This is a genomic window from Brevibacillus sp. JNUCC-41 (genome assembly GCF_014844095.1).
GTDB classification, from domain to species: domain Bacteria; phylum Bacillota; class Bacilli; order Bacillales; family DSM-1321; genus Peribacillus; species Peribacillus aracenensis.
The window spans coordinates 5,444,322-5,464,420 of the sequence record NZ_CP062163.1 but is presented as its reverse complement, the minus strand read 5'-3'; the positions used below and the strand labels follow the sequence as shown (position 1 = coordinate 5,464,420).

The 20,099-nt window shown below is 41.8% G+C and carries 23 protein-coding genes; 18 read left to right on the top strand and 5 right to left on the bottom strand.

Features of this window, described 5'->3' with window-relative positions:
• Nucleotides 1-33 precede the first annotated feature (33 nt).
• Nucleotides 34-573, bottom strand: coding sequence for a CDP-diacylglycerol--serine O-phosphatidyltransferase (pssA, locus tag JNUCC41_RS26450; protein ID WP_192205680.1), 540 nt, complete (start codon nucleotides 571-573; stop codon nucleotides 34-36).
• 136 nt (nucleotides 574-709) lie between these two features.
• On the opposite strand from pssA, the gene JNUCC41_RS26445 reads away from it, so the two are divergent.
• Nucleotides 710-1,495 (top strand): phosphatidylserine decarboxylase, encoded by a 786-nt coding sequence (locus tag JNUCC41_RS26445; protein WP_192205679.1) that lies wholly within the window; start codon nucleotides 710-712, stop codon nucleotides 1,493-1,495.
• Between the two features lie 52 nt (nucleotides 1,496-1,547).
• Here JNUCC41_RS26445 and JNUCC41_RS26440 read toward each other — a convergent pair whose 3' ends face one another.
• Nucleotides 1,548-1,688, bottom strand: a complete 141-nt coding sequence (locus JNUCC41_RS26440; protein WP_034311351.1) for a sporulation histidine kinase inhibitor Sda — start codon at nucleotides 1,686-1,688, stop codon at nucleotides 1,548-1,550.
• 465 nt (nucleotides 1,689-2,153) lie between these two features.
• Here JNUCC41_RS26440 and JNUCC41_RS26435 point away from each other — a divergent pair, with 465 nt between their 5' ends.
• From JNUCC41_RS26435 to JNUCC41_RS26400, 8 genes are read left to right on the top strand one after another with little or no spacing between them, the layout of a single operon-like run.
• The gene (locus JNUCC41_RS26435; protein ID WP_192205677.1) at nucleotides 2,154-2,675 is read left to right on the top strand and encodes a YqeG family HAD IIIA-type phosphatase; all 522 of its coding nucleotides are present in this window, start codon (nucleotides 2,154-2,156) and stop codon (nucleotides 2,673-2,675) included.
• Entirely contained in the window at nucleotides 2,672-3,781 is a 1,110-nt protein-coding gene (yqeH, locus tag JNUCC41_RS26430; RefSeq protein WP_427556825.1) for a ribosome biogenesis GTPase YqeH, read from the top strand. The genes JNUCC41_RS26435 and yqeH overlap by 4 nt, the downstream gene beginning before the upstream one ends.
• Before the next feature lie 20 nt (nucleotides 3,782-3,801).
• Nucleotides 3,802-4,644 carry a shikimate dehydrogenase gene (gene aroE / locus JNUCC41_RS26425; RefSeq protein ID WP_192205673.1) on the top strand — a complete coding sequence of 281 codons (843 nt, stop codon included), beginning with the start codon at nucleotides 3,802-3,804 and terminating at the stop codon, nucleotides 4,642-4,644.
• Nucleotides 4,638-4,928 carry a ribosome assembly RNA-binding protein YhbY gene (gene yhbY, locus JNUCC41_RS26420; protein ID WP_192205671.1) on the top strand — a complete coding sequence of 97 codons (291 nt, stop codon included), beginning with the start codon at nucleotides 4,638-4,640 and terminating at the stop codon, nucleotides 4,926-4,928. The genes aroE and yhbY overlap by 7 nt, the downstream gene beginning before the upstream one ends.
• A gap of 11 nt (nucleotides 4,929-4,939) precedes the next feature.
• Nucleotides 4,940-5,509, top strand: coding sequence for a nicotinate-nucleotide adenylyltransferase (locus JNUCC41_RS26415; RefSeq protein ID WP_192205662.1), 570 nt, complete (start codon nucleotides 4,940-4,942; stop codon nucleotides 5,507-5,509).
• A complete protein-coding gene (gene yqeK, locus JNUCC41_RS26410) occupies nucleotides 5,499-6,071 on the top strand; it encodes a bis(5'-nucleosyl)-tetraphosphatase (symmetrical) YqeK (protein ID WP_192205660.1) in 573 nt (190 codons plus the stop codon). The genes JNUCC41_RS26415 and yqeK overlap by 11 nt, the downstream gene beginning before the upstream one ends.
• Nucleotides 6,071-6,427 (top strand): ribosome silencing factor, encoded by a 357-nt coding sequence (gene rsfS, locus JNUCC41_RS26405; protein WP_034308569.1) that lies wholly within the window; start codon nucleotides 6,071-6,073, stop codon nucleotides 6,425-6,427. Before yqeK ends, rsfS begins: the two co-directional genes overlap by 1 nt.
• Nucleotides 6,424-7,167 carry a class I SAM-dependent DNA methyltransferase gene (locus JNUCC41_RS26400; RefSeq protein WP_192205658.1) on the top strand — a complete coding sequence of 248 codons (744 nt, stop codon included), beginning with the start codon at nucleotides 6,424-6,426 and terminating at the stop codon, nucleotides 7,165-7,167. Before rsfS ends, JNUCC41_RS26400 begins: the two co-directional genes overlap by 4 nt.
• 106 nt (nucleotides 7,168-7,273) lie before the next feature.
• On the opposite strand, the gene comER is transcribed toward JNUCC41_RS26400, so the two are convergent.
• On the bottom strand, nucleotides 7,274-8,104 hold the full coding sequence (gene comER, locus JNUCC41_RS26395; RefSeq protein ID WP_228467468.1) for a late competence protein ComER: 831 nt from the start codon (nucleotides 8,102-8,104) through the stop codon (nucleotides 7,274-7,276).
• Nucleotides 8,105-8,214: 110 nt separating this feature from the next.
• On the opposite strand from comER, the gene JNUCC41_RS26390 reads away from it, so the two are divergent.
• The 3 genes from JNUCC41_RS26390 (at nucleotide 8,215) to JNUCC41_RS26380 (ending at nucleotide 11,829) form a co-directional block, all read left to right on the top strand.
• Nucleotides 8,215-8,859 carry a helix-hairpin-helix domain-containing protein gene (locus JNUCC41_RS26390; protein WP_192205656.1) on the top strand — a complete coding sequence of 215 codons (645 nt, stop codon included), beginning with the start codon at nucleotides 8,215-8,217 and terminating at the stop codon, nucleotides 8,857-8,859.
• Nucleotides 8,860-8,943: 84 nt separating this feature from the next.
• On the top strand, nucleotides 8,944-9,504 hold the full coding sequence (locus tag JNUCC41_RS26385; protein ID WP_192205654.1) for a ComE operon protein 2: 561 nt from the start codon (nucleotides 8,944-8,946) through the stop codon (nucleotides 9,502-9,504).
• Nucleotides 9,505-9,522: 18 nt separating this feature from the next.
• Nucleotides 9,523-11,829 carry a DNA internalization-related competence protein ComEC/Rec2 gene (locus JNUCC41_RS26380; protein ID WP_192205652.1) on the top strand — a complete coding sequence of 769 codons (2,307 nt, stop codon included), beginning with the start codon at nucleotides 9,523-9,525 and terminating at the stop codon, nucleotides 11,827-11,829.
• Between the two features lie 76 nt (nucleotides 11,830-11,905).
• Here JNUCC41_RS26380 and JNUCC41_RS26375 read toward each other — a convergent pair whose 3' ends face one another.
• Entirely contained in the window at nucleotides 11,906-12,040 is a 135-nt protein-coding gene (locus JNUCC41_RS26375; RefSeq protein WP_081108861.1) for a YqzM family protein, read from the bottom strand.
• 342 nt (nucleotides 12,041-12,382) lie between these two features.
• Between JNUCC41_RS26375 and holA the strand changes: the two genes are divergently transcribed.
• Nucleotides 12,383-13,396, top strand: coding sequence for a DNA polymerase III subunit delta (holA, locus tag JNUCC41_RS26370; protein ID WP_192205650.1), 1,014 nt, complete (start codon nucleotides 12,383-12,385; stop codon nucleotides 13,394-13,396).
• An 87-nt stretch (nucleotides 13,397-13,483) separates the two neighbouring features.
• Here holA and rpsT read toward each other — a convergent pair whose 3' ends face one another.
• Nucleotides 13,484-13,750 (bottom strand): 30S ribosomal protein S20, encoded by a 267-nt coding sequence (gene rpsT / locus JNUCC41_RS26365; RefSeq protein WP_034308554.1) that lies wholly within the window; start codon nucleotides 13,748-13,750, stop codon nucleotides 13,484-13,486.
• 274 nt (nucleotides 13,751-14,024) lie between these two features.
• Here rpsT and gpr point away from each other — a divergent pair, with 274 nt between their 5' ends.
• The 5 genes from gpr (at nucleotide 14,025) to hemW (ending at nucleotide 20,026) form a co-directional block, all read left to right on the top strand.
• The gene (gene gpr, locus JNUCC41_RS26360; RefSeq protein WP_192205648.1) at nucleotides 14,025-15,143 is read left to right on the top strand and encodes a GPR endopeptidase; all 1,119 of its coding nucleotides are present in this window, start codon (nucleotides 14,025-14,027) and stop codon (nucleotides 15,141-15,143) included.
• 86 nt (nucleotides 15,144-15,229) lie between these two features.
• A complete protein-coding gene (spoIIP, locus tag JNUCC41_RS26355) occupies nucleotides 15,230-16,429 on the top strand; it encodes a stage II sporulation protein P (RefSeq protein ID WP_192205646.1) in 1,200 nt (399 codons plus the stop codon).
• Nucleotides 16,430-16,450: 21 nt separating this feature from the next.
• Nucleotides 16,451-16,774, top strand: coding sequence for a YqxA family protein (locus tag JNUCC41_RS26350; RefSeq protein ID WP_098369759.1), 324 nt, complete (start codon nucleotides 16,451-16,453; stop codon nucleotides 16,772-16,774).
• A gap of 176 nt (nucleotides 16,775-16,950) precedes the next feature.
• Nucleotides 16,951-18,789, top strand: a complete 1,839-nt coding sequence (lepA, locus tag JNUCC41_RS26345; RefSeq protein WP_192205644.1) for a translation elongation factor 4 — start codon at nucleotides 16,951-16,953, stop codon at nucleotides 18,787-18,789.
• Between the two features lie 85 nt (nucleotides 18,790-18,874).
• On the top strand, nucleotides 18,875-20,026 hold the full coding sequence (hemW, locus tag JNUCC41_RS26340) for a radical SAM family heme chaperone HemW (RefSeq protein ID WP_192205642.1): 1,152 nt from the start codon (nucleotides 18,875-18,877) through the stop codon (nucleotides 20,024-20,026).
• Nucleotides 20,027-20,099 lie beyond the last annotated feature (73 nt).

Genomic DNA, 20,099 nt, shown 5'->3' with positions numbered 1-20,099 from the left:
GGATGTCCGGTATAGGACATCCGCCTTTCTTATTTAAACTTTCTTCAATTTAAATGGACTGACCATAAGTAATGATAATATAATCATGAGGGATAAGAAAAAGACCGGATGGAAATACGGGATGGCTAGATAACTTAAAGTAGCGATGCAGCCCGCAACCGTAATTGGCACTCCTGTAAAATATCCATTGCTTTCACTTATATTGAAGCGGGCGAGACGAAATGCGCCACAGCCAATATAGAAAACCGTGAAGAGTGTGCCAGGTGCTCCGAATTCTATTAATATTCCTTGGTATAATAATAGAGCTGGTGCGACTCCAAAGGATATGATGTCACACATCGAGTCAAGTTGCTTACCCAATTCCGATTCAATGTTGAATTTCCGAGCAACCATACCGTCAAAGCGATCTGCAAGGGCAGCCAGGAAAATTAATAACAGGCTTAAATTCAATTGGCCGTGCATTACGGCAATTATCGCAAATCCACCAAGGGATAAATTAATTAAAGTAAGTATATTTGCTGTTTGTGCTTTCAATTTTTTAATGGATTGATCTAGGGCGTGTAATAAAAACATCTTTTCACTCCTTTCAAATGAAACAAATTAAAACAAAATATAGTAAACATAAGTATTTATTATATAATAATATTTTATTTAACACAATTTATGCAAGGGGAATTTAGAATAATTTTACATTTTGGAGTGGTTTTATTTGTTTCAGTCTTTGTATCGCATTCTTATTGAACTGACGAATGGTCAGTATTCATCGGGTTTATTAAAGCATTTTAGCCAATCTCGTTGGAGCAGGCCCTTAATTTTATTTTATGTAAAAACATTTAATCTTAATCAACAGGAATTTGGTAAGGAGGTAAAAGCTTATACGAACCTGCACGAGCTATTTACCAGGCAGTTAAAAGCGGATGCCAGGCCAATTACGGCAGTTCCTTCTGCGGTAGCTTGTCCTGTGGACGGTGTTCTTGAGGATTCAGGGGAGATACGCGCTGATAAAAATATCGTCGTTAAGGGAAAGGTATATTCAATGGAGGAAATGCTCGGGGATGAGCTTTGTTTGGAAAAGTACTTAGGGGGCAAATATCTCGTGCTATACTTAAGCCCGAGTCATTACCATAGGATCCATGCACCAATCAAGGGTTCCGTGGTCAAACGTTGGACCCTTGGAAGGAAATCGTACCCCGTTAATAAATGGGGCATGAAATATGGAAAAGAGCCTTTATCAAAAAATTACCGGACAATAACTGAACTTCAAAATGAAGCGGGAAGTCTGGCAATGGTGAAAGTCGGGGCCATGTTCATAAATTCGATCGTCATTACTGATGAATCGGATGAATTGGAAAAAGGACAGGAATTTTCTTATTTCAGCTTTGGGTCCACAGTGGTTCTTCTTTTTGAAAAAGGAAGTTTTGAACTTGAAGGAAACATATCCATTCCCGCAGATGTCCGTGTGGGTGAAACAATCGGATTCATGAGGGCCGTCTAACTTCAAATGAAAATAAGAGGCTGACATTTGATGTCAGCCTATGTATTTCATATTAAAATATTGATCGGATTTTATGTGTCAGGGATCTTCGATGAATTTCCGTTTCTATGAGGCGGATGAAATCGGTACTCAACTTTAAATTCTGTGCTTTAAAATAGGATTCAAGCAACAGGTCATCAGATAGTTTTTGCATCAGAACGCCATTTGCGGCTGCTCACCTCCAATTGGGATTGCGAGTAATAATTTGGTGTTTACTTGCATATATTGATAAGTCTTCCTTGATGTACCCCTACTGTATCAGAAATAAACGTGGAGAACAATCGTTCTGTTATCCACAGTTGAAAGTGGATAACTTGTGGTTAAGTTGTTTACAAGGTAGGGGAAATGGTGCACATCAGTATGGAAAATGTTAGTAAAGTTATCCACAGATTGAATAAATGAAATTTTTGTCGAAATCTTTTATGAATAATTAGTTCTTTTGTTCTGGTCAGACTGCAAATTTCCCATTATTTAATGAAAAATGCCTTTCCATATTAGAAAACATACATTATGATGTTTCTTTACCGACGGCCTTTCTTTCCTAATTTTTTTTGAAAGTGTGCTGAAAATTCGATATGATGGAGACGGTAAATTTTAACGAAAATATAGAGGTGTCAATATGCTTAAATTATTTTTGCCGAGTGAACATGTTAAAAGCATTTTTAATATAGATCCTCAAGAATTGAAAAAAAGAGGGATTAAGGGAGTCATTACCGATTTGGATAATACTCTCGTTGAATGGGACAGGCCAACTGCCACCCCCGATTTAATCAAATGGTTCGACAATATGCGGGATCATGGGATTTTAGTGACGATTGTGTCCAATAATAATGAAAATCGGGTTCGGGCTTTTTCCGATCCGCTTCACATTCCGTTTATCTTCCAGGCCAGAAAACCGATGGCAAGAGCTTTCCATAAGGCCCGTAAGACAATGGGGTTGAAATTGGAAGAAACGGTCGTAATCGGCGATCAGTTATTGACGGATGTATTGGGAGGGAACAGAGGCGGGTTTCATACGATCTTAGTGCTCCCTGTAGCACAAACCGACGAATTCAGAACAAGGATCAATCGTTATTTTGAAAGAAAGATCATGGCGTTTTTTAAACGAAAAGGAATGATAGAATGGGAGGATCACAATTGAACAATCATCAAGAATTAGCGTGCATCGGCTGCGGTGTGAAGGTCCAGACTGAAGATCCGAAGGAATTGGGCTTTGCCCCTAAATCAGCTCTGGAAAAGGAGACCATCGTTTGTCAGCGCTGCTTTAAATTGAAACATTATAACGAAGTTCAAGATGTTTCCTTAACAGACGATGACTTCCTGAAAATCTTGAATAAAGTAGGCGAAACCGACTCTTTAATCGTCAAAATCGTCGATATTTTTGATTTCAATGGAAGCTGGCTGCCTGGCCTGCATCGATTTGTAGGAAGAAATGATGTTCTTCTGATCGGAAATAAGGTTGATTTATTGCCTAAATCCGTAAAACCGAACAAGTTGATCAATTGGATGAAGCAATCGTCCAAGGAATTGGGTCTTAACCCGGTTGATGTCCTGCTTGTCAGTGCAGAAAAGGGAAAGCACATACTTGAAGCGGCTGATGCGATTGAGCGGTATCGGAGAGGTAAAGATGTTTATGTGGTGGGATGTACGAATGTAGGGAAATCGACTTTCATAAACCGTCTTATAAAAGAAGTGAGCGGAGAAAGTGATATCATCACGACTTCCCACTTCCCAGGGACTACCTTGGATATGATCGAAATTCCTTTGGATGATGAACAGGCGTTGATCGATACACCGGGAATCATTAATCATCATCAAATGGCTCACTATGTGGACAAACGGGACTTCAAGGTGATTATGCCGAAAAAGGAAATCAAGCCGAGAGTGTACCAACTGAATGAAGCGCAGACGCTATTTTTCGGAGGGTTGGCCCGGTTGGACTATGTCTCAGGCGGAAGGCGTTCATTGACTTGCTACCTTTCGAATGAATTGAATATTCACCGTACAAAACTCGAAAATGCCGATGAATTGTATAAAAACCATGCCGGGGAATTACTGACGCCCCCACGGCCTGAACAAATCGAGGAGTTTCCGAAGCTGATTCCACATGAGTTCTCCTTGAAAGATGGTAAAATGGATATTGTGTTTTCTGGTCTTGGCTGGGTGACGGTCAATGAGCCGGGAGCGAAAATCGTTGCACATGTTCCAAAGGGCGTCAATGTGATCGTTCGCAAATCATTAATCTAAATATAGGGGTCGTCAAGTCTATGAAAAAGATATATGGGGTAATGGGAGATCCAATTGCACATTCGATGTCACCGGACATTCATAATGATGCATTTGAAAAAGAAAATATAGAAGCGGTTTATCATCATTTTCATGTGACGAAAGAAGGTTTGAACGATGCCGTGAAAGGCATGAAAGCCCTTGGTATAGAAGGGTTTAACATCACGATTCCTCATAAGACTTCAATCATTCCTTTCCTTGATGAAGTGGATGAACTGGCCCTTGCAATCGGGGCTGTAAATACGGTTGTTAACAAAAATGGTCGGTTTATAGGGTATAATACAGACGGAAAAGGATTTTTCAAATCTTTATGCGATGAAATATCAAGTGACATCAAGGCTAAAAAAACGTTAGTGATCGGAGCGGGCGGTGCTGCGCGTGCGATTTATTTTACCCTTGTAAAAGAAGGGGTAAAGCAAGTTGATATTGCAAACCGGACAAAGGAAAGAGCGGCCCAGCTTGTTTCTGATTGCCCATATGATAAAGTATCGAAGGCACTCTCGATTATCGAAGCGGAAGAAAGCTTATCACAATATGATTTAATCATCCAAACGACTTCTTCTGGAATGAGCCCGGAATTGGATCATTCACCGTTAAAGGTCGACCAGCTTAAAACCGGCGCAATTGTCAGTGATATCATCTATAACCCCTTGCAAACCAAACTGCTGCGTGAAGCAGGGGAAAAAGGGGCGGAAACGCAAAATGGTTTGGGGATGTTCATCAACCAGGCTGCACTCGCATTTGAGATATGGACAGGCATTATGCCGGATACAGCAAGAATGACAGATATTGTCTTGAACAAACTAGGAGGTAACACATGTTAACAGGAAAACAGAAAAGATTTTTACGATCAAAGGCCCATCACCTCAATCCAATTTTTCAAGTTGGTAAAGGCGGCGTCAATGATAATCTCATCAAGCAAATTGGTGAGGCGCTAGAAGTACGTGAATTAATCAAGGTCAGCATCCTTCAAAACTGTGAAGAGGACCGCAATGATGTGGGACTTTCTTTATCAAAAGGTGCACGGGCGGAATTGGTTCAGATTATCGGCTACACAATTGTGCTGTATAAAGAATCAAAAGAAAACAAACAACTTAAATTACCTTAAGGAACCTATCTATGAAAAAAATTGGAATTCTTGGCGGTACATTCAATCCTCCGCATATCGGGCATTTAATTATAGCGAATGAAGTGCTGGATGCCCTTGAGCTAGATGAAATCAGGTTCATGCCGAATCACGTTCCTCCCCATAAGGAAAAATCGGAGGAAGTAACCGATATGGACAGGCTGGCCATGTTGGAAAACGCGCTAGCCGGAAACCCATCTTTTTATATTGAGGGTATTGAAATAGAAAGAAAAGGCACATCTTATACGTATGACACAATAAAATTGCTGAAAGAACTTGAGCCAACCAATGAGTTCTATTTCATAATTGGCGCAGATATGATTGAGTACTTACCAAATTGGCATCGTATCGACGAGCTGGTGCATATGGTCAATTTCGTCGGTGTGAAGCGCCCTGGATATAACGAAAAGACCTTATACCCGATCACGATGGTGAAAGTCCCCCAGATGTTCATTTCGTCTTCCATGATACGAAGGAAGTTAAGGACGGGGAAAACCGTGAAATATTTAATAGCAGATCCAGTGGTGAAGTATATTAAAGGGAATGGTTTATATGAATCGTGAGAAAGCATTGGCGCTGGTCAAAGAACAAATCACCGAGCGCAGGTACATTCATACATTGGGTGTGGTCGAGTCAGCGATAGAACTTGCTGAACGGTATGGTGCCGACGTCAAAAAAGCCGAACTGGCAGCCATTTTCCATGATTATGCAAAATTTCGTCCAAAAGAGGAAATGGAGCAAATAATAATCGCTGAAAAAATGGACCAGGCTCTACTTGAATACAATATGGAGCTGTGGCACGCTCCTGTCGGGGCTTATCTGGTGAAAAAGGAAGCTGGCATTCAGGACGCTGAAATCTTGGATGCAATTGCCTATCACACGTCTGGCAGGGTTGGCATGAGCCTATTGGATAAAGTCGTATACCTTGCTGACTATATTGAGCCGGGACGTTCTTTTCCCGGTGTCGATGAAGTCAGGCAGACGGCAAAGCAAAATTTGGATCATGCTGTCATTCAGGCTTTAAGGAATACAGTTGTTTTTTTAATGAAAAGAAATCAGGCAATTTACCCTGACACATTTAAGACATATAATGATTTGATCATGAATTTGAAGGAGAAGATGTAATGACTGAACGTGAACTTCTTGTAATTGCAGCAAAAGCGGCGGACGATAAAAGAGCGGAGGATATCGTGGCATTGAACATGCAAGGTATTTCCCTAGTAGCGGATTACTTTTTGATCTGCCACGGTAATTCTGAAAAACAAGTACAAGCAATAGCTCGTGAAATGAAGAGCAAAGCTGATGAATCAGGAATCAATGTAAAACGTCTTGAAGGTTTTGACGAGGCGAAATGGGTGCTTGTTGATCTTGGCGATGTAGTGGCCCACATTTTCCATAAGGATGAAAGAAATTACTATAACCTCGAACGTTTATGGGGAGATGCACCTTTTGAAGATCTAGAGAGTGAACTGACTTCATGACGTACGAACGCTTTGCCTATGTATACGATGAACTGATGAAGGACGCACCTTATGAAAAATGGCTGATGATCCTTACGGCGAAGCTGGAACAGTACGGAATTGGCGGCAGGAAAGTCCTGGATTTAGCGTGTGGAACCGGGGAAATGACCGTTGAATTGGCGCAACACGGATTCGATGTCACCGGTGTGGATTTATCTGATGAAATGCTACTTGTTGCTAATGAAAAAGCGGTTAAGCTTAGATTATCAATTCCGCTTTTCCAGCAGAATATGGCAGAACTCGAAGGACTTGGCCAATTTGATTGTGTCACGATTTTTTGTGATTCGCTGAACTACCTTCGTAATGAGGGAGATATAGTCAAGACGTTCAGCCGGGTTCATGAGCATTTGAAGGATGGCGGATTATTCTTGTTTGATGTCCATTCCATTTATAAAATGGAAGAAATCTTTCATGATAATACGTTTGCTGTCAATGGTGAAGAAGTATCCTATATATGGGACTGCTTCCCAGGTGAAGAACCTTACAGTGTGGAACATGATTTAAGTTTTTTCGTAAGGGATGATGAAAGCGGTCTGTATGACCGGTTTGATGAGTTGCATTATCAACGGACCTATCCGGTTGAACAATATAAAAAGTGGTTGGAGCAAGCAGGTTTTACGGTTTCTGAAATTCTGGCGGACCTTGAAGACGCACCGCTTGTAGCGGAAACCGAAAGAATCTTATTTGTAGCCAGTAAATGATAAAGAGGTCAAGAGCCTCCGTTCGTACATCTTACTTGTACGAGCGGAGGTCTGACCTCTTCTTTTTTATACTTTTAGAAGGAGTTAAAGATATTGATTGCGAATATTAATAAGGATGGCCGAACTGCTTTTCAACTTCGTGAAGATCCTCTGCAAACTTTTCATGTGTCGCTTGAAAAAGATGATGGAACATTTCCCCGGTTTCCGCTTCTAAAACCTTGATCCCCTCACCTGTTATTCCACCCTTTACACAAACCTTTTCCTGTAAGGTCGGCAATGTATAAACCCCTTTACCGAGCAGTTCCCCTAAGCCAACCAGCATATTCTCAGTCAAAGTCGTAGCCGTTTCTTTATCTATCTTCGTCGTTTGGCAAGCCGCGTCAATAAAAGCTTGTGCTAAATAGCTGAAAAAGGCAGGACCGCAGCTGACGATATCGGAAGCTACCCGGGTGATATCGTTTTCAATGATGACCGGTGCCGATATGGCAGAGGCCAAATCAAATAAAGCTGACACTTTTTCCTTACTGCAGCTCTTGCTGAAGCTCAGTAACGATACCCCTGAACCCACACGGTTCGTTATGCTCGGGATAAAACGGGCACAAGGGGCGTTCACGGCGGATTCAAGCTGGGAGACTGAAAGCGGGCTTGTGATGGAAATAACCAGCTGATCCCTTTTTATATGATGTTTGATTTCCTGTAATAGGCTGTTAATTTGCAATGGTTTTACACAGAGAAAGATAAAGTCAGCTTGTTGGACGATTTCGGCTGCGCTTTCCGCAACCTTGATACCAGGGTGTTTTTCTTTCAGTACCAATGCTTTGGAAAGCGTGCGATTTGTAATGATTAGATCCGCCGGATTCAATATTTTTGCCTCCAGCCATGCCTCGATTAAAATGGTTCCCATATTTCCGGTTCCGATAACACCGATTTTCTTCAATTCCGATCAACTCCTCTCACTTAAAGCGATTGATTCTCCTAGAAACACTATGTATTTTTAATCTGTCCTATGACAATGTATCGTGCGAAATCCAACAAGGAGGTAAAGAAATGGAAGCGATTTTTAAACGGAAATTGATGATGGTAACTGTGGTAACTGTTGCCGTGGCATTTGTGGCAGCAGGCATTTACTTTTTTTTGCAACAAGGGGAGGATCCGGCTGATACGGAAGATATCTTTGCCATTACTGCAAAAGATGCTGAAATTAAACAAAGTGAAGAGGAAACGCCTGCCGAACCTGAGATCATTAAAGTGGACGTTAAAGGAGCGGTCAAGTCCCCAGGCCTATTCACTGCACAGGCAGGTGACCGGGTGATCGATTTGATTTCGGCTGCGGGGAGTTTTACGGACATGGCTGATAAAGATAAAGTGAATTTTGCTCAAATCGTCGAAGATCAAATGGTCATTTATGTTCCGGAAATAGGTGAAGAAGACGAGGGGAAGTTGGAGAATATGCAAGTCGGACCGTCTGGTGATGCCGTCTCTGGGAGGACATCAGGAGGACTGGTGAACTTGAATACAGCTACACAGGAAGAATTGGAAACCTTGACGGGAATTGGACCATCAAAAGCGAATGCGATCCTGGAATACAGGGAAACGGTAGGGAAATTCAAGGAGGTCGATGACTTGAAGAAGGTAACGGGAATCGGCGATAAAACGTTTGAAAGGTTACGGGATTCCATTTCAGTTAAATGAATGATTGAATATGCTACACAAATGGCCAGGAAGAGGGTAAAATTGAAGAAAATCATTCTAGCGGTAAGGGGATAGGGATAGAACATGAACAGAATTAGTTGGGATCAATATTTCATGGCGCAAAGCCATTTATTAGCTTTAAGAAGCACATGTACACGCCTCACTGTAGGGGCGACCATCGTCAGGGACAACCGAATCATTGCGGGGGGATATAATGGGTCCATTGCGGGAGGGACGCATTGTATTGATGACGGCTGTTATGTAATTGATAATCATTGTGTCAGAACGATACATGCAGAAATGAATGCACTTTTACAATGTGCGAAATTTGGGGTGCCCACTGATGGGGCAGAAATATATGTAACGCATTTTCCATGTCTTCAGTGCTGTAAATCACTCATCCAAGCTGGCATAAAGGCTGTTTATTATGCGGAGGATTACAAAAATCATCCATATGCCCTGGAATTATTCAAACAGGCTGGTGTCAAGACCGAGAAAGTTGAAGCAAAAGGGGCCATCGATGTTAATGGAAAACAAAAAAAGGACTTTGTATTCTCATTGCTGGCTCAGCTTGAACGAACAGACCTGACAAAAGAAGATTTAATGGAGTTGGAAAAGCAGGCCAATCAAATATTTGAAAATTAAATAGGACGGGGGGCAGGCATGGCTAGATATCTTGTCTTACTAGCCGTTTCGGCTACATTTGGTGTTATGGCCCATTCTTTTTTTAATGTAAGGCTGCTGATCATTATCCTTATTTTTCTCTGTTTCCTTTATTTTTCGGTGGGGTTAAGCGTGAAGGCCCTATGTTTTCATTTGGTGATCATGGGGATATTTTTAGGGGCTGCCTCCTTCTCCGATCACCGAAATAAAACTGCCTATCATGGTACGGAAAGCCGATTCATCATCACATTTACCGACCAACCGAATATAGATGGAAATTCGTTAAAAGGATTCGTGCGCGGTGAGAAAGGTGAACGGCTAGTGCTTCGTTATAAAATCACAACCGAATTGGAACAGGAAAAGCTGAGTCGGTTTCTGCGCATCGGTTTATCATGTCCGGCTGGAGGGACATTGCAAATTCCCGACAAAAACAGGAATGAAAACAGTTTCGATTACCAACGTTATCTTTTTCGCCAAGGCATCCATTGGATATTAAAAGCGGATTCCATTTCCTTTGAAGAATGCAAAAAGGCTGAAAACTCGATTCCGGTTTCGATTCGTAATTTGCGCCTGAAGGGAATTACGTATATTATGGAACACTTTCCAGAAGAATCAAGCGGTTTTGTCACAGCTCTCATATTCGGCGACCAGACATATATAGATGAAGACGACCTTACTAATTACCAGCGATTGGGGCTAGTTCATTTACTTGCGATTTCCGGTCTCCATGTCAGTTTTTTAACGGGGATGTTATTTTACTTCGGCATCAGGGTTGGGATTACACGGGAAAGAATGATGGTGGCCATCTTAATCTTCCTTCCGGTTTACATGTTACTATCAGGTGCAAGTCCATCTGTGGTGAGGTCCTGTTTAATGGCTATGCTTTTCTTTCTTCTCCTGTTATTCAAGAAACGACTCTCTGCGGGTGCCGCAATCGGATTGACTTATATGGCATTATTGTTTTTTCGGCCTAACATGATCTATGATATAGGTTTTCAGCTTTCATTCGCAGTCACTTTCTCCATTATCATGTCTCCAAGCATTTTCTTACAATATCCTAAGAAAACAATGCAACTATTCATCATCAGTTCCATCTGCCAATTGGCAGCCCTTCCGATTTTACTTTTCCACTTTTTTGAAGTATCCTTTCTTGGCGTGTTTCTAAACGTATTGTATGTTCCGCTTTATTCCATCATATTGCTGCCGCTTTCGCTGATGTCCCTCCTTATTCATTTATTGTTGCCTCCCTTGGGGCAACCCCTCATATCATTATTGAATTTCACATTCGTACTCTGCAATAAAGCCGCGGATGCAGCATCGGATTTGCCGCTGGTTTCCATTCCGTTTGGAAAACCATCTTTCATCATGATGGTATTACTTGTTATTTCCCTTTTAGGGTTATACCTGACTTGGGATATATCTTTTGGAAAAAGTAAAATCTGGTGCGGAATAATGATTGTCCTTTTGCTTTTTCAATATAATTTACAAAGGTTCTCTCCTTTTGGTGAAGTGCAGATCATCGACGTTGGACAGGGTGACTCCATTTTAATTATCCTGCCGTTCAATCGCGGCAATTATTTGATCGATACGGGTGGGCAAATTACATTTCCAATCGACACGTGGGCAAAAAAGCGAAAGAAGTTCAACACCGCGGATGATATCATCATTCCATTATTGAAAAGTAAGGGAATCCACCAATTGGACAAACTCATTTTAACCCATCCGGATGCAGATCATATGGGAAGTGCAAAAGAATTGATTGAGAATTTTAAAGTTGGGGAGATCATCATTGGAGGCTGGAGTGAAGAGCAATATGGGGATATGGATTTTGTGTCGGTGGCAAGAGATAAAAAGTTGAAAATGACTGTACTGAGAAGGGGGGGCAATTGGTTGGGAGGAGGAGCGCCGTTTGCTGTTCTCAGTCCATATAAGAAAGAGGAAAATAAGAATGATTCATCCATAGTTCTATTAACGGAGCTTGGGGGATTGTCATGGTTATTTACCGGTGATATGGGAGAAGAAGGGGAAAGGGAATTATTGAGCACATTTCCGCAGTTGCAGGCGGATATCTTGAAGGTTGGACACCATGGCAGTAAAACTTCTTCTTCCGCGGCCTTCCTTGAACAGATACAGGCGAAAGCGGCACTTATTTCAGTTGGAAAAGATAATCGCTACGGTCACCCTCATGGAGACGTAATTGCGAATCTTGAGAAAAATGGCATAAAGGTGTTCAGGACAGACGAGGATGGTTCTATTATTTACAAGTATTACAAAAGCAGTGGAACCTTTCGGAAGATACTTCCATAGTATGTAGAAAATCAAAAAGAAAGAGACTGCAGCGGCAGCCTCCATCAGGAAAAATAAGTGCATGTAGTTAAAGAAATCAGGATCCGACAGCTTTAATGACGACAGCTATGGTGAACATGGCAGCGAAAAATACAAAAGAACCGATGAATCCCATAGCGGAATCAGCGACGTCATCTGTTTTTGACTGAACATTCTTTTCGAATTCGTTCATTATTTACCCCTCCTATTTCTGCTAATAGTATAAAACATTACCAAAAAAAAATCTACAGGCTTCATTCTTCATTTCCTTTACTGACAAGAGTTGACACAAATAGTTTAGATTTTTGAGGTCAAAATATAAGTACAAACAAAGCAAGCGAAAGTGAAAAGCTCATTATTTGTTCTACATGAATACACTACCCGCTTTCAAGGAAGATTACCCGGGCCTTTCTTGAAAGTGTTCATATAGATCCGGAACTAGCCCTTTTTAAGGGTTAGTTCCCTTTATAGCTTGTCAAATGGTCCATCCACCTATACCATTAGAGAAGAATACATAGTAAAGAGGCGGATTCTATTGGTATTAGACGTTTGGAAAAGTATAAAAAAAGGGCAATTCGCTCCAGTATACTTGTTATATGGAACAGAAGCCTATCTAATAAACGAAACAAAGCAGCTATTGATCGAGAATATCCTTCACGAAGATGAGATGGATTTTAACTTTGCTCAATTTGATTTAGAAGAGACGCCTGTTGAAACTGCGCTTGAAGATGTCGAAACCCTCCCGTTTATCGGGGAAAGGCGCCTTGTTTTCATGCAAAACCCATTTTTTTTGACAGCTGAAAAAACGAAGTCAAGAGTTGAACATAATGTAAAAAGACTGGAAGCGTATTTGGCTGACCCGGTCCCTTATTCTATTGTTGTATTGACCGCACCTTATGAGAAACTGGATGAACGGAAAAAAATCACCAAGGAGCTTAAGCGTAAGGCGGTTCTCGTTGAAGCGAAGAAGCTTGGTGATCATGAATTAAAGGGGTGGGTGAAGGAGAGGGTCGAAACTTCTTCAGTCCAAATAGATGAGCAGGCTACAGAGCTTTTACTTGAACTTGCAGGAACGAATCTGATGATGCTGACGAATGAACTAGATAAAATGGTGCTTTATGCAGAAGCTGATAAACATATAACGGTCGAGATAGTGGAAAAGCTGGTTGCTAAATCACTTGAACAGAATATCTTCACGCTTGTTGATCATGTGTTACAGCGAAAGATGGAGAGTGCCATGACGATACTGCACGATCTTCTCAGGCAGAATGAAGAACCCATCAAGATCTTGAGTGTCATTGCAGGCCAGGTCAGGCTCATGTATCAAGTGAAGGAGCTTTCCCGTCAAGGTTATAGCCAGCAAAAAATTGCTGGTCAATTGAAGGTGCACCCATACCGGGTAAAGCTGGCACTTGAAAAGACGGGGAAATTCCAGGAACGCGAGCTGTTGAGCATCATGAACGACTTAGCGGAAGCGGATTATAAAATGAAGACCGGCCAAGCGGATAAGGCAATCACGCTTGAGCTGCTGCTTTTAAAAATTAGATGATAAAAAAGGTGGCAGATATCCTGTCGCCTTTTTTATGAAAAAACGGCACAAAAAAAACGATCCGATTGGATCGTTTTTTTTTTGTCATTATGCGTTAAGAGCGTTAAGTCTTTTCGCTAAACGAGATTTTTTACGGGCTGCCGCATTTTTATGGATTAATCCTTTAGATGCAGCTTTGTCTAATTTCACAGCAGCTGTTAAAAGAGCTTCTTTAGCAGCTTCAACGTTTTCACCAGCTAATGCAACTTCAGCGTTTTTCACTGTAGTACGCATAGTTGATCTAACAGTAATGTTATGAACGCGTTTTTTGTCGTTAATTTTCACACGTTTAATAGCAGATTTAATGTTTGGCATTCCGTTCACCTCCTACAAAGAAATCGAGATTATATGAACTCGACTTTTCAAATCCATATCAAATAGCACAAGTGATATTCTATCAGACTGCTCATAAATATGCAATACTTCAGACTGAGAATCGAAAAGGAATTATAATTTCGGGAATAAATTCATCTCGTCATCACTCATTGTACCAAAAAAATGAATAATAAAAAAGCAAAAATGACAGAATGTTTAAGAGAGACTATTGAAAATACTAGATTCGATACAATTCAAACATCAGGAGGCCGTTATGGAAAATAATTTGGACCTTAGAGAATACGGAATTCGTACAGATTTGGCGATAGAAGCAAAGGAAATTGCCCTTGAACATAAAGGTGTTGTAGAGGAAGTTGATGTATCCCGTATCGAAGGGGTCATCATCAAGGAAAAAGAAGTGGATGATCTGAAGGTATCCTTGGTCGAGGTCACGGCTGAGGGGGAAAAGGAAATCGGTAAGAAACAGGGCAGTTATTTGACCATCGAAGTGCAGGGCATCCGCCAGCAGGATACGGAAACGCAGCAACGGGTGGAAAAGGTGTTCGCCAACGAACTGGCTTACTTCTTGAAACGGAATAAGATCACCAAAGAAAGCAGCTGTTTGGTTGTCGGTCTTGGTAATTGGAATGTTACTCCCGATGCTCTGGGCCCAGCAGTCGTTGAGAACCTTGTAGTCACAAGGCATTTGTTCGAATTGCAGCCGGAGTCCGTCAAGGAAGGCTATCGGCCGGTCAGTGCGATTTCCCCCGGTGTGATGGGGATTACGGGAATCGAGACGAGTGACATCATTAAAGGAGTCATCGAAAAAAGTAAACCTGATTTCCTGATCGTCGTTGACGCATTGGCTGCCCGTTCGATCGAACGGGTGAATTCCACGATTCAAATTACGGATACAGGCATCCATCCAGGGTCTGGTGTTGGAAATAAACGAAAGGAATTGAGCCAGGATACACTGGGAGTTCCTGTTATAGCAATTGGAATACCTACCGTCGTGGATGCCGTATCAATTGCAAGCGATACGATAGATTATATTTTGAAGCACTTTGGCAAGGAACTGAATGAAGGGGACAGACCATCACGATCGTTGGCACCAGCTGGATTCAGTTTCGGGAAGCGAACGAAGTTGACCGAAGAGGATATGCCAGGTGAAAAGGAGCGCCAAACCTTCTTGGGAATGATAGGTGTACTCCCTGATGAAGAGAAACGGAAATTGATTTATGAAGTGCTGTCACCTCTTGGTCAAAATTTAATGGTTACACCGAAAGAAGTCGATGTTTTCATTGAGGATATGGCCAATTTGATAGCCAATGGTTTAAATGCAGCCTTGCATCATTCAATAAATCAGGATAATGCCGGCTACTACACACGTTAAATCACTTTCAGTGCCCAAAAATGGTGTTCTACCCTTTCTAGCAAAGTCATAGGTATTAATAGACAAGCTATAGAGAGGGTGGAAGGATGAAAAGAAGAAATTCCCCAGGAATCATAACAGCCGTTCACGGATCAACAATAATAAAAACTTTTCTAGGTATTCTCGCCTTGCTTCTTTTTGTTTTTTCAGTCAGTGGGGTCATGACCTCCCTAAGACCGGAGTATCGGATATCTTCTAATTCCGTACATACTGTAGCCAACCAATTCTCGGGAAAAATGCTGTTCTCGATGCTGGCCAATGAAAACCATTATCTTTTTAATGCCCTGCCGGAAGGGAAGCGGGAATCAGTGATCACGAATCAATTGATAAAAGTCTCGACAAACATTTCACTCGAGGACCCGCGAAGTTTACTCGGAAGGGAGCTGCCAGGCTTTTCGATTTTTGATAATGAAATCCTCGTTGCTGGGGAAGGAACGAACTATACGAATATGCCATATGAATCTTCGCCGCCAGTAGACGTCCTGAATGAAGAAAGGGATGCATCCCTGCAAAACCTGGATGAGATTGAAGAACCCGAAAAAGGAGCGGCCAATCAGCCGAAACAAACGACCAATGGACGGAAAGTGGTCGAGATTTACCATAGTCATAATCGGGAGTCATATCTTCCATATTTAAAAGGCGTGACAAATCCGGACCTGGCCTACCATTCTAAAATCAATATTACGAAACTCGGTGAACGGATGGTTGAAGATCTGGCCGATAAGGGGATTGGTTCCTCGCTCGATAAAACGGATATCATGGGAAATCTGAATAATAAGGGCTTGAATTTTACCAAATCCTATCAAGAATCCCGAAGGTCTGTTCAGACGGCATTGGCCAATAATAAAGATTTAGAATATCTGATCGATATTCACCGCGATTCAAAGAGGAAAAAAGATACGACAATTACGATTAACGGTAAAGAATATGCCAAAATCGCTTTCGTGATCGGGGGTAATAACCCGAACTATGAAAAAAATGCCGCACTTGCCAATAAGCTTCATAAAGCACTGGAGAAAAAATACCCAGGTATTTCACGAGGGGTTATGAAACAAGGCGGATCTAGCCATAATGGTATATATAATCAAGATTTAACAGGCAATGCCATGCTCATTGAAGTTGGCGGTGTTGATAATACTTTCGAAGAAATGTACTTGACCGTTGATGCCTTTACCGATGTTTTCAGTGAATTTTACTGGGATGCCAAAGCAGTGGATAACCCGACCGGGGATTCGGAAGCGAAGTGATTTGAAAGGAGTTCTCTTATCATGGTTCGATTTTGGTTGAAATGTACAGGGATCGTGCTCGTATTATTTTTAGGTGTTCTGATTGGGATGCAGCAAGCGAACGACGGGATGAAAAAAATGAAGGGGTATGAAGATCCCTCTTTGAATAGTGCATTCATGATTAACCAATCGGACCAAGGGGAGATGGAAGCGGATATCCTTGGCGAAAAAGTAACAAGTCATGATTTGGAGACGAAAAAAGAAAAACTTGAAGAAATGAAAGCCTTCAACTTTTTTTCATCGATCGGCAAAACGCTGGGAGAGTCCATATCAGGTGCCTTTCAAGCACTAATTGATATGATTTAGGTATGTAATAAGTTGAGTGTGCCCTGCCAAAAGGCTGCATCCGAATCCGGAATGCAGCCTTTTTTTATCCTTTGCCCTGCAATGATGCTTCTTTTGTAACTATTCTGTTGAATCTTGCATTTTCTATTGATATAATAAAAAATAGTGTATTGTGTCGACTAGTGGGAGTGAACGTCATGAATAGAGAAGAAAAATTAAAAAGACAATCAAAAATTCGTAACTTTTCCATCATCGCTCATATTGATCATGGTAAATCTACATTGGCGGATCGTATCATTGAAAAAACGAACGCCATGACTCAGCGTGAAATGAAGAGTCAACTATTGGATTCCATGGATTTAGAGCGTGAGCGCGGAATTACGATTAAATTGAATGCGATTCAATTGAAATATAACGCGAAAGATGGAGAAGAATATATCTTCCATCTTATTGATACACCGGGACATGTCGATTTTACGTATGAAGTGTCACGAAGCCTTGCAGCGTGTGAAGGCGCTGTCCTTGTTGTCGATGCGGCACAAGGAATTGAGGCCCAAACGCTTGCAAACGTGTATTTAGCTTTGGACAACAACCTTGAAATCATTCCGGTCATCAATAAAATTGATTTGCCGAGTGCAGATCCGGAACGGGTGCGTGGAGAAATCGAGGAAGTGATCGGATTGGATGCTTCCGATGCAGTCTTGGCTTCGGCTAAAGCAGGAATCGGAATCGAGGAGATTTTGGAACAGGTCGTTGAATTGGTTCCAGCTCCACAAGGTGATCCCGATGCACCTTTCAAGGCGCTTATTTTCGATTCACTATTTGATGCGTACCGCGGTGTAGTTGCCTATATCCGTGTTGTCGAGGGTTCCGTTAAAGTGGGCGACAAAATCAAAATGATGTCAACTGGCAAAGAATTCGATGTTACCGAATTGGGTGTCTTCAACCCTAAGACCCAGCTGTTGGATGAACTGAACGTCGGTGATGTAGGTTTCCTTACGGCATCCATTAAAAACGTTGGTGATACGACTGTTGGTGATACGATTACAAGTGCCGTGAATAGCGCGACAGAACCATTGCCGGGTTACAGGAAGATGAATCCTATGGTATATTGCGGTTTATACCCGATTGACGCATCGAAATTCAATGATTTACGGGATGCATTGGAAAAATTGGAATTGAACGATTCAGCGCTTCAGTTCGAAGCGGAATCATCGCAAGCGTTGGGCTTCGGTTTCCGTTGCGGATTCCTTGGACTCCTTCATATGGAAATTATCCAGGAACGGATTGAACGTGAATTCAAAATCGATCTGATCACCACTGCACCTAGTGTTATTTATGATGTGGTCCAAACAGATGGAACGGTCCTGAAAGTGGATAACCCATCTAATATGCCTGATGCTCAAAAGATCGAACGGGTCGAGGAGCCATATGTCAAAGCAACGATGATGGCACCGACGGAGTTTGTTGGGACGATCATGGAAATCTGTCAAAATAAACGCGGTAACTTCATTGATATGGAATATATAGATGAGACTCGTGTGAGCATTCATTACGAAATTCCATTATCGGAAATCGTGTATGATTTCTTCGATCAATTGAAATCCAATACAAGAGGCTATGCTTCGTTCGATTATGAGTTGATCGGCTACAAACCGTCCAAGCTAGTGAAGATGGATATCTTATTGAATTCTGAAACTGTCGATGCTTTAAGTTTCATTGTTCATAAGGACTTTGCTTATGAACGCGGGAAGGTCATTGTTGAAAAATTGAAGAAGCTAATTCCAAGACAACAATTTGAAGTGCCGATCCAAGCGGCGATCGGGCAAAAAATCATCGCCCGTTCTTCGATTAGTGCAATGCGCAAAAACGTATTGGCTAAATGTTACGGCGGCGATATTTCCCGTAAACGTAAGTTGCTCGAAAAACAGAAAGAAGGTAAAAAGCGGATGAAACAAGTAGGTTCAGTTGAAGTTCCGCAAGAAGCTTTCATGGCTGTTTTGAAAATGGATGATACGACACCAAAAAATAAATAAAATAAACGATAGATAGAAAAAAGAGGGTAGAGGAGATCTAGCCTCTTTTTCTATCGACTCATTCGATTAAAAGGTTGTGAACACAATGATCAAAAGCGCCTACCTCCATATACCATTTTGTGAACATATTTGTCATTATTGTGATTTCAATAAAGTATTTTTGCAGGGACAGCCGGTCGACGAATATTTACAGATGATGAAAAGGGAAATGGTGATGCAGCTTTCCAAATACCCGACTGCAGGTTTGGAGACAGTTTTCGTCGGTGGAGGGACACCGACCTCTCTAGATGAAAAGCAGCTTGCATTCTTATGTGAAGCAATCAATGAAACCCTGCCCTTTGATCCCGAAAAGGCTGAATATACATTCGAAGCCAATCCAGGGGATCTTTCGAGGGAAAAACTCGAGATACTTTATGATTCGGGGGTCAATAGGCTTAGCTTTGGAGTGCAAAGCTTCAATGATGAATTATTAAAACGAATTGGCCGGACCCACCGGGCCTCTGAAGTATATGAAACGATTCATTTGGCCCAAGAGGTTGGCTTTACGAATATAAGCATAGACTTGATTTATGGGTTGCCGGGCCAAACGATGGAAGATTTCAAGGATACGCTGGATAAAGCGATTGCCCTTCGATTGCCGCACTATTCCAGCTACTCATTGATCGTTGAGCCGAAGACGGTTTTTTATAATCAGATGCGAAGGGGGAAATTGAACCTGCCGCCGCAGGAGCTCGAGGCTTCGATGTATGAGAGGCTGATGGAAGAGATGGAGAAGCATGGTCTGCATCAATATGAAATCAGTAATTTTGCCCGAGCTGGATTTGAAAGCAGGCACAACCTGACATATTGGAATAATGTGGAATATTATGGGATTGGTGCAGGTGCACATGGCTATACTGGAGGTAAAAGGGTGGCCAATCATGGGCCTGTGAAGAAATATATGACGCCATTGCTGGCGAACGAGCTCCCTGTGCTGGAAGAACACCCGGTACCGCTTCATGAACGGATGGAAGAGGAGATGTTTTTGGGGCTCCGGAAAACGGAAGGAGTTTCATTGGAAATCTTTAAGAATAAATTTTTTGTTGAAATGACGGAGATTTTCAGGAAACCGCTCGAAGAAGGGGCGGTAAAGGGTCTGCTAAAGGTGGAAGACGGGTTTGTGCACTTGACTGAGCGCGGCAAACTGCTGGGAAATGAAGTGTTCCAATCATTTTTAGGCGTTATTGATTCCGACTGAAGGAAATCTATGTAATTTTAACGATGAATTAGCGGTTTTCATTGTTGACATCATAAGCTTCATTTGATAATTT

Excerpts from the sequence above, each read along its gene's own strand:
- JNUCC41_RS26435 (WP_192205677.1), top strand. The coding sequence starts at position 2,154 with ATGCTTAAATTATTTTTGCCGAGTGAACATGTTAAAAGCATTTTTAAT.
- rsfS (WP_034308569.1), top strand. The coding sequence starts at position 6,071 with ATGACTGAACGTGAACTTCTTGTAATTGCAGCAAAAGCGGCGGACGAT.
- JNUCC41_RS26385 (WP_192205654.1), top strand. The coding sequence starts at position 8,944 with ATGAACAGAATTAGTTGGGATCAATATTTCATGGCGCAAAGCCATTTA.
- JNUCC41_RS26350 (WP_098369759.1), top strand. The coding sequence starts at position 16,451 with ATGGTTCGATTTTGGTTGAAATGTACAGGGATCGTGCTCGTATTATTT.
- gpr (WP_192205648.1), top strand. The coding sequence starts at position 14,025 with ATGGAAAATAATTTGGACCTTAGAGAATACGGAATTCGTACAGATTTG.
- JNUCC41_RS26400 (WP_192205658.1), top strand. The coding sequence starts at position 6,424 with ATGACGTACGAACGCTTTGCCTATGTATACGATGAACTGATGAAGGAC.
- rpsT (WP_034308554.1), bottom strand. The coding sequence starts at position 13,750 with ATGCCAAACATTAAATCTGCTATTAAACGTGTGAAAATTAACGACAAA.
- aroE (WP_192205673.1), top strand. The coding sequence starts at position 3,802 with ATGAAAAAGATATATGGGGTAATGGGAGATCCAATTGCACATTCGATG.
- JNUCC41_RS26380 (WP_192205652.1), top strand. The coding sequence starts at position 9,523 with ATGGCTAGATATCTTGTCTTACTAGCCGTTTCGGCTACATTTGGTGTT.
- JNUCC41_RS26390 (WP_192205656.1), top strand. The coding sequence starts at position 8,215 with ATGGAAGCGATTTTTAAACGGAAATTGATGATGGTAACTGTGGTAACT.
- pssA (WP_192205680.1), bottom strand. The coding sequence starts at position 573 with ATGTTTTTATTACACGCCCTAGATCAATCCATTAAAAAATTGAAAGCA.
- lepA (WP_192205644.1), top strand. The coding sequence starts at position 16,951 with ATGAATAGAGAAGAAAAATTAAAAAGACAATCAAAAATTCGTAACTTT.
- JNUCC41_RS26440 (WP_034311351.1), bottom strand. The coding sequence starts at position 1,688 with ATGCAAAAACTATCTGATGACCTGTTGCTTGAATCCTATTTTAAAGCA.
- JNUCC41_RS26375 (WP_081108861.1), bottom strand. The coding sequence starts at position 12,040 with ATGAACGAATTCGAAAAGAATGTTCAGTCAAAAACAGATGACGTCGCT.
- JNUCC41_RS26415 (WP_192205662.1), top strand. The coding sequence starts at position 4,940 with ATGAAAAAAATTGGAATTCTTGGCGGTACATTCAATCCTCCGCATATC.
- yqeK (WP_192205660.1), top strand. The coding sequence starts at position 5,499 with ATGAATCGTGAGAAAGCATTGGCGCTGGTCAAAGAACAAATCACCGAG.
- yhbY (WP_192205671.1), top strand. The coding sequence starts at position 4,638 with ATGTTAACAGGAAAACAGAAAAGATTTTTACGATCAAAGGCCCATCAC.
- hemW (WP_192205642.1), top strand. The coding sequence starts at position 18,875 with ATGATCAAAAGCGCCTACCTCCATATACCATTTTGTGAACATATTTGT.
- spoIIP (WP_192205646.1), top strand. The coding sequence starts at position 15,230 with ATGAAAAGAAGAAATTCCCCAGGAATCATAACAGCCGTTCACGGATCA.